Annotated in this window: 5 protein-coding genes; all 5 read left to right on the top strand. The window is 64.5% G+C overall.

Annotated elements, in window-relative coordinates:
* The first annotated feature begins 3 nt into the window (after positions 1–3).
* Positions 4–1593 (top strand): TolC family protein, encoded by a 1590-nt coding sequence (locus tag VNT00_RS10975; RefSeq protein WP_325587381.1) that lies wholly within the window; start codon positions 4–6, stop codon positions 1591–1593.
* Between the two features lie 101 nt (positions 1594–1694).
* Positions 1695–2435 carry an efflux RND transporter periplasmic adaptor subunit gene (locus VNT00_RS10970; RefSeq protein ID WP_325587379.1) on the top strand — a complete coding sequence of 247 codons (741 nt, stop codon included), beginning with the start codon at positions 1695–1697 and terminating at the stop codon, positions 2433–2435.
* Positions 2432–3808: an efflux RND transporter periplasmic adaptor subunit gene (locus tag VNT00_RS10965; RefSeq protein WP_325587377.1), complete on the top strand. Its 1377-nt coding sequence runs from the start codon at positions 2432–2434 to the stop codon at positions 3806–3808. Before VNT00_RS10970 ends, VNT00_RS10965 begins: the two co-directional genes overlap by 4 nt.
* Positions 3805–5979 (top strand): HlyD family efflux transporter periplasmic adaptor subunit, encoded by a 2175-nt coding sequence (locus tag VNT00_RS10960; RefSeq protein WP_325587375.1) that lies wholly within the window; start codon positions 3805–3807, stop codon positions 5977–5979. The genes VNT00_RS10965 and VNT00_RS10960 overlap by 4 nt, the downstream gene beginning before the upstream one ends.
* A gap of 248 nt (positions 5980–6227) precedes the next feature.
* Positions 6228–7736: a beta-1,3-glucanase family protein gene (locus VNT00_RS10955; RefSeq protein WP_325587373.1), complete on the top strand. Its 1509-nt coding sequence runs from the start codon at positions 6228–6230 to the stop codon at positions 7734–7736.
* Positions 7737–7777 lie beyond the last annotated feature (41 nt).

The following is a 7777-nucleotide window of genomic DNA, read 5'->3' as shown; positions in this document are numbered from 1 at the left end:
ATCATGCAACGATACTTGAAAATAGGCACACTTTCCGTCTTGGCCATTGCGTTGGCGGGCTGCTCTTCGCTGCAGCCGCAGCCTTTTACCCAGAAAGAGATCAAGGAACGCGTCGCTGCCGACCGGGCGGAGATGTATGCCAACCAGGAGCCCATTACCGGGCCGATCAGCTTCGATGAGGCGGCGGCGCGGGCGCTGAAGTACAACCTGGACTATCGGCTCAAGCTGATGGAAAACGCCCTGGCCAAGGGGCTGATGGACGTCTCGCGCTGGGATATGATGCCGCGCCTGCTGGTGGGTGCGGGCTACAGCACGCGCAACAACGACTCGGGCGGCAAGTCGATCAACATCGAAACCGGCGAAGAATCGCTGGCGCCTTCCACCTCGGAAGAGCGCAGCCACACCATGGCCAACCTGAGCCTGTCGTGGAATCTGCTGGACTTCGGCGTCTCGTACTATCGCGCCAAGCAGAAGGCCGACCAGTACCTGATGGCCCAGGAACGCCAGCGCAAGGTCATCCAGAACGTGCTGCAGGACACCCGCAACGCCTACTGGCGCGCGCTGGGCGCGCAGAAACTGATCGTAAGGGTGGATAACCTGATAGACCGCGTCAACGACGCCCTGGAACGTTCGCGCAAGGCCGAGAAGCAGGGCCTGCTGCCGCAGCCGGTGGCGCTGGGCTACCAGCGCGCGCTGCTCGACGCGGTGGCGCTGCTGTCGCAGCGCCGTCAGGAACTGGAACTGGCGCGCAGCGAATTGGCGGCGCTGATGTCGCTGCCGCCGGGCACGCGCTTCACGCTGAAGGACGAGACCATGCCGGCGCTGCCTCCGGTGCCGCAGGACGTGTCGAGGCTCGAGAACATTGCCCTGGAGCGCCGCCCCGAACTCATGGAGGAATGGTATCGCAAGCGCGTTACCACCAACGACGTGAAGGCGGCCATGATCCAGGCGCTGCCCGGCATACAGCTCGACTTCCTGAACCTGCAGTACGACAGCAACAAGTATCTGTACAACAATTCCTGGTCGCAATCGGGCATACAGATATCGTGGAACCTGTTCAGGCTGGCCAGCCTGCCGGCCTTGCAACGCGCTCATGACGCCCAGGCCAAGACCGACGACTACCGCCGCATGGCCCTGAGCATGGCCATCCTGACCCAGGTGCGCATCGGCGTGCAGCGCTATGCGCTGGCCAAGGCTGACCTGGCGCTGGCCAAGGAGTCGGCGCGGGTCGACCAGGGGCTGTACCGCTACGCCAAGGCCGCCGAGACCAGCCGGGTCGACTCCGGTCTGGAAGTGATACGCGCCGAGGCCCGCGAGCTGCTGACCGAATACCAGCAATATGCCAGCTATTCCAATGCCCAGTCGGCGTGGGGCCGCCTGTACAACTCCATCGGCCTGGACGTGTTGCCCGACGCGATTGCCAGCCTGGACGTCCATTCCCTGGCCACGGCCATAGGCAAGACCACTTCCGAGTGGGAGCACAAGACCTTCTATGCCGAGGCCGCGCAGGCTGAGGCTCCCGTTGCATCGGCCAAGCCTGCTGCGCCGGCGGTCGCGACGGCGGCGCCGGTTGCGGCCGAGGGATCGAAATGAGCCGCAATTGCAGTGCGGGACGGCGGCAGGGGCTGCCGCGGGTGTTGGGCCTGGCAGTTCTGGCGCTGGCGGCTTGTGTCGCGCAGGCTGCCGCGCCGGATATGAATGCAGCGTCGGCTGCGGCCGATACGGCGGTCTCGCGCCCGCTCCCGGAGTCTGGTGCCACGGCCCAGATGAACCCGAACGTGGTGCGGGCGCTCATCGCGGCGGATAAGGAAACCACGCTGGCCGCGCCCATGGCGGGGCGCATCACCGAGCTGAATATGAGCCTGGGCAGCTCTTTTGCCGCGGGCGATACGCTGCTGGCCTTCGACTGCGCGGAAAATCTGGCGCGGGCCAAGATCGCGCGCGCCGAGCTCAAGGGTGCGCGCGAAAACTACAGCGCCAAGTCGCGCCTGCGTGCCCTGAAGGCCGCTGGCGATGTCGAGGTCAACCTGGCCTTGGCCAGCGTCGACAAGGGCGTGGGCCAGGTCGAACTGAGCCAGGCTCAGGCCGACGAGTGCACGGTCAAGGCGCCGTTCGACGGACGGGTCGCGCGCCTGCATGTCAAACAGTACCAGGGCGTGAACCTGGGAGCGCCGTTGGCCGACATCATCAGCAACGGCCCTTTGAAGCTGCGCATCAACGCCCCCTCGCACTGGCTCAGGACGCTGAAGCTGGGTATGCCTTTCCAGGTGACGGTGGATGAAACCGGGCGTAGTTATCCGTCCAAGGTGTCGGCTATTGGCGCGCGCGTGGATGCGGCCGCCCAGGCCGTGGAGATCGAAGGCCGTTTCGACGGCAGTTTTCCCGAATTGCTGGCAGGCATGAGCGGAACCGTGCATTTCCCGGGAATTCAATGACCGTAGCCGCAGCAACCGCCGCCGCGGGCGCGGCGGTACTGAACGCAGAAGCACGCAGCCGCTCGGCGCAGACTATCCAGTCGCTGGCGTTCACCATCGTCAACGAGACTTGGCAGGTCATGCCTTATCGCCAGGCCCTGGCTTTTCGCCAGGCGGCCCGCGGGCTGGATCTGATGGCGGTGTCGGGCCTTGCCTCGATCGCCGAGGACACGCCGTTCACAGTCTGGGTCACGCGCCTGATACGCGTCCTGTGGCGCGAGGCGGCCGAGTCGATGTACCTGGTGGATCTGCGCCGCATCGAGCAGGAAGGCCGCGCCCCCGAAGGCCTGCCGGGGCTGCTGCCGGACATCGTCAGCGGCTGGGACGAATGGTGGCCGCCCTATATGCTGGTGGTACCTCTGTTCCGCGACGGGCAGTGCCACTCCATGGCGCTGTTCATGCTGGAAGAGGCGCCTTCGGGCGCCTCGCTGCAGACGATTGCGCGGCTGCAGTCGACCTGGTCGTATTGCGCCTGGGCGCTGACGCACGTGCGCCGCACGCCGCTTGTGCGCCGGCTGCCGCGCACACGCAAGCTCTGGATCGCCCTGGCGGTGGTCGCGGCCTTGCTGGCCATGCCCATCCGTCAGGCAGCCCTGGCGCCCGCCGAGATCGTGGCTTTGGACGGCCTGGCCGTGGCCGCCCCGCTGGACGGCGTGATCAAGACCTTCTACGTCAAGCCCAACCAGCAGGTCAAGGCCGGCCAGCGGCTGTTTTCGCTGGATGACACGACGTTGCGCAACCGGCGCGAAGTGGCCTTGCGAGCGCTGGAGGTGGCCGCCGCTGAGTTGCTGTCGGCCCAGCAGCGCGCGTTCGGCGACGAGAAGGCGCGCAGCGAGGTTGCCGTCCTGCAGGGCCGCATCGCCGAGAAGCGCGCCGAGCTGCAGGCGGTGGAGGACCAGCTCAAGCGCATCGACGTAGTGGCGCCGCGCGACGGCATTGCCGTCTTCGGCGATGTCAACGACTGGCAGGGCAAGCCTGTCTCCACGGGCGAGCGCATCATGCAGCTGGCCGACCCTAAGGATGCGGGCGTGATGTTGTACATGCCGGTGGCCGACGCCATCGCACTGGATCACGGCGCACGCATCCGCATGTTCCTGCAGGTGGCGCCGCTGCATCCCATCGAGGCGCGGCTCACCCAGACCAGCTACCAAGCCGTGCTGTCGCCCGACGGAGTCGCCTCGTACCGGCTGCGCGGCACGATAGACCAGGGCAGCGAGCGCCTGGCGCGCATAGGCCTGAAGGGCACCGCCAAGGTATATGGCGAGCGCGTGCCGATGGTCTATTTTCTATTGCGCCGACCGCTGGCCTCGGTGCGCCAATGGAGCGGGCTGTGACGGCCCATACGCTGGCGCTGCCCGATCCGCGGGATCTGCCGCCGCCGGGCGACCTGCCCGGCGGCCTGGCGCAGACCATGCCGTCGGCGCAGCCACTGCCGCCGCTACGCGAGGATCTCATCCTGTTTCCCGCGGCGGACAATCGCGACGGCTCGCCGGCATGGATGATCCACGATCCCGTGGTCAACCGCTTCTATCGCATCGGCTGGCTGGAATTCGAGATGCTGTCGCGCTGGCAGGACTCAGGCTCGGCGCTGCTGGCCCGGCTCAACGCCGAAACCACCTTGGCCGCCGACGCGCAGTCGCTTGCGGCCCTGCTGCAATTCCTGGAGCAGAATTTCCTGTTGCGCGCCGATACGCCGCAGGCCAGCGCAAGGCTTGCGGCAATGGCCGAAAGCCACAGCCGGCGCGACCTGCGCTGGCTGCTGCACCACTACCTTTACATCCGCATTCCGCTGGTGCGACCCGACCGTTGGCTGGCGGCCGCGCTGCCCTACGTCCGCTTCATCTACACGCGCGCGTTCGCGCTGCTCGTGCTGGCGCTGTCCGTTACCGGGTTGGTGCTGGCTTCGCGCCAGTGGGATGAGTTCCTGGTCAGCTTCCAGGACAGCTTCACGCCATCCGGCGTGCTGGCCTACATGGCCGCGCTGGCCTTCGTCAAGGTGATGCACGAGCTGGGGCATGCATTTACCGCTACCCGCTACGGGGTGCGCGTGGCCCACATGGGCCTGGCGCTGGTGGTGATGTTTCCGATGCTGTATACCGACACGTCCGAGTCCTGGAAGCTGACCGATCACCGCAAGCGCCTGGCCATCGTCGCCGCCGGCATGACCACGGAAATCGGCATCGCCGCGCTGTCCACCCTGTGCTGGAGCCTGGTCGACGACGGAGTCCTGCGTTCGGCCTTCTTCTTCCTGGCCACGACTTCCTGGGTTCTGTCGCTGGCCATCAACGCCAGCCCCTTCATGCGGTTCGACGGCTATTTCGTGCTGTCGGACCTGCTGGACATTCCCAATCTGCACATGCGCTGCTTCGCCTTCGGCCGGCGCTTCCTGCGCAACTGGCTGTTGGGCTGGCACGAGCCCCTGCCGGAAATACTGCCGCGCCGCACGGAGCGCTTCCTGACGGTGTTCGCATTCGTCGTCTGGCTGTATCGCCTGACCGTGTTCGCCGGCATCGCGGTCGGCGTCTATCTGTATTTCTTCAAGGCGCTTGGAATATTCCTGTTTTGCGTCGAAATCTCCTGGTTTATTCTCTTGCCTATTTATTCCGAATTCAGAGTATGGTGGCGCCGGCGCAGCGAGATCGTCTTGCGCAGGCGCCTGATCGCGCTGGGTCTGCTGCTGGCGGTGGGAGCATTCGTGTTCGTGCCCTTGCGCCACGGGGTGCATGCTCCGGGCTGGGTCCGCGCCGGCTCCACCCAGGCGCTGTATGCGCCGTTTCCCGCCCGGGTCAGCCACATCCATCCGGCCGGCCCGGTACGGGCCGGCGAGGTGCTGCTGACCTTGGAGTCGCCCGATACCCGCGCCAAGCGCACCCAGGCCGAGGCGGCCAGCGCCACCGTATGGTCACAGTTGCGGCACGCCGACGTGACCGAGCAGGGCACCGCGCAGCGTGGCCTGCTGGGCAGCCGGCTGCGGCAGGAGCAGGCCGAGGCGCTGAGCGCCACCCAGGAAGTCGAGCGTCTGGAGCTGGTGGCGCCGTTTTCCGGCACGCTGACCGATCTCGACCCGCTGGTGCATGCGGGCGTCTGGGTGAACACCCGCCAGGAACTGGGCATGCTGGTGTCCGGCCGTACCTGGTACGCAGAAGCCTTCGTCGACCAGGACGGCCTGCAGCACGTGCGGATCGGCGATCCGGCCCGCGTGTATGTGCCGGACAGCTTCGAGCCGCTGCTGGCGCGAGTTGTCGAGATCGATTCCGCGCGCACCGTGACGCTGCCCAATCCGATGCTGGACGCCGCCCACGGCGGCAGTATCCGTGTCAGCACCGCGAACGATAAGCATGAAGTCGAACATGCGCTGTACCGAGTGCGGATGCGGCTGGAGTCGGCGCCGCGCTCGCAGCGCAGCGAGTCGGCCAAGATCGTCATCGAGGGCGGCCGCTATTCGCTGGGCGCCCACTGGCTGCGCGCCCTGGCCGGGGTGATCATCCGCCAGAGCGGGTTCTAGGAAGATTTGAGCGATCACGACCGGCTACGCACCGATCCGTTGATGCGGGCGGCCGTAGGGATGGATCATGGTGCTCGACTCGCTATTTTCTTTGAAATATAATGTCACGAATAATTGGATTTTGAATTTTCTTGCTGGCCTGTTGCAAGGCTGAGCCAGGGTTCCGAATCGAGTATGAGTTCAGTGGTTGTGCTGCGAAGGCCGCTTGTGGCCAAGCATGGATATGCATATTTGACGAGGAGCCAATAATGGCTGAGTTCAACGGGAAAAGGCGTGTCATTTTCAAGAGTCTGGGCGCAGCGGGGCTGCTTGGTTTGCTGACCGGCTGTCCTGGCGGCTCCGGCGACGGGAGTTCGGGCGGCGGTCTTGGCGCCAGCCTTGGCCAGTCTTCTGGTTCGGGCGGAACCGTGGATGGCACCAACAAGCTGCTGGTCGACGCCAGCGTCGATGCCACGGGAATCCCCGCCGACATTCCTGTTTATGCCTACATCACCGGTCTGGTCAAAGTGCCGGGCCAGGTCTTCTACCGCTACGACGGTACGCAGAGCCGCCCCGTCGAGATGTCGACCAGCGACAACACGATCACCGATTCGTCGAAAATTCAAACCGGCCTGTCGGGTACGGCCTATCAACAGAATTACCCGGCCCCTTGGGCCAACTACGGCATTTCGCTAAGCCGTACCGGCGCCACCGCAGTGGCCGATCTCACCAGCTTCAACAGCATCAATATCCCGGGCTTCGGCAAGGGGCCGGCCGCATTCAGCGGGCGCATCTGGATCTCGGTGGGCAAACCTTTGCTGCCGTTTACGCCCAGGGTCGGCGGCAGTTCTTCCGCTTCGGGAAAGGTCGACGGCTACACCACGCCGGTCGTTGCGGCAGGCGGCATAGGGGCGCTTTGTTTTTATGATTGGCTGGAATTCTCGTTCGATGTGGACGGGCTGCTGTATATAAACACGACGCAGGTCGATCAATACGGCTTTCCCATATCCGCAAGCGCTACCGGCAACGACGTTCAGGGCAGCCCGCAAGGCCTGTACAACAAAAAGCGGTCTGAGATACTGGCCGATCTTGCCCAACTGGGTGCGCCGTTCAATACGTCGGTCGAAATGCCGACTTCCGGAGTGGATGCCGATGCCTATCCGCCAAGCGCCAATACCAGCAACAAGTTGCGCGCGCTGGCGCCCTCCAAGACCCCGGGCATTGCAACCAGCACCTATCTGGATGCCGTCATCAGCAGTGCGATGGCCAACTGGAAGAATAGTTGGCTGGCCGTAACGTGCTCTTCCAATGCGCTGCAAAAGACATACTATGGAAAGGTTCAGGCGGATGGCAAGACGTTGGATTTTTATAAAGACAATTCGGGAACAGGGGCAGTTCAGTTCACTTTCAACGACATCACGACCCAAAACGTCCTGGATTGCGACGGTACGATGACAGGCGTAGGCGTGCCGCAAACCGGAGACTTGTTGACCGATCTCAAAAATACCGGCAAGGCCATTCTTGCCGGATTCAACCGCGGTGTCATCGGCAGCACGACCACCGAGCTGAACATCGACGTCGGCAGCGGCTACGCCCCGCCCATCAGCGCCAGCTATCCGCCCGCCATCCCCAGCAATGTCTGGGCTCAGCATTTTCACGAGTACAGCGCCAACGGCCTGGCGTACGGGTTCGCCTACGATGACGTCGGAGATCAGCAACCCATGATCATCGCCACCAAGACGACGAACCTGACGCTTACGCTGGGCAAGTTCGAGTAATTTCCGACTTGGTCAAGTGTCGCAGCGCCGACTGATGTGTT

It is taken from the genome of Eoetvoesiella sp. (genome assembly GCF_035555955.1).
Lineage (GTDB): Bacteria > Pseudomonadota > Gammaproteobacteria > Burkholderiales > Burkholderiaceae_B > Eoetvoesia.
The sequence above is the reverse complement of the archived record's forward strand: the minus strand, read 5'-3'. Positions and strand labels throughout refer to the sequence as shown.

Coding starts and splice junctions, on each gene's coding strand:
- VNT00_RS10955 (WP_325587373.1), top strand. CDS start 6,228: ATGGCTGAGTTCAACGGGAAAAGGCGTGTCATTTTCAAGAGTCTGGGC.
- VNT00_RS10975 (WP_325587381.1), top strand. CDS start 4: ATGCAACGATACTTGAAAATAGGCACACTTTCCGTCTTGGCCATTGCG.
- VNT00_RS10970 (WP_325587379.1), top strand. CDS start 1,695: ATGAATGCAGCGTCGGCTGCGGCCGATACGGCGGTCTCGCGCCCGCTC.
- VNT00_RS10965 (WP_325587377.1), top strand. CDS start 2,432: ATGACCGTAGCCGCAGCAACCGCCGCCGCGGGCGCGGCGGTACTGAAC.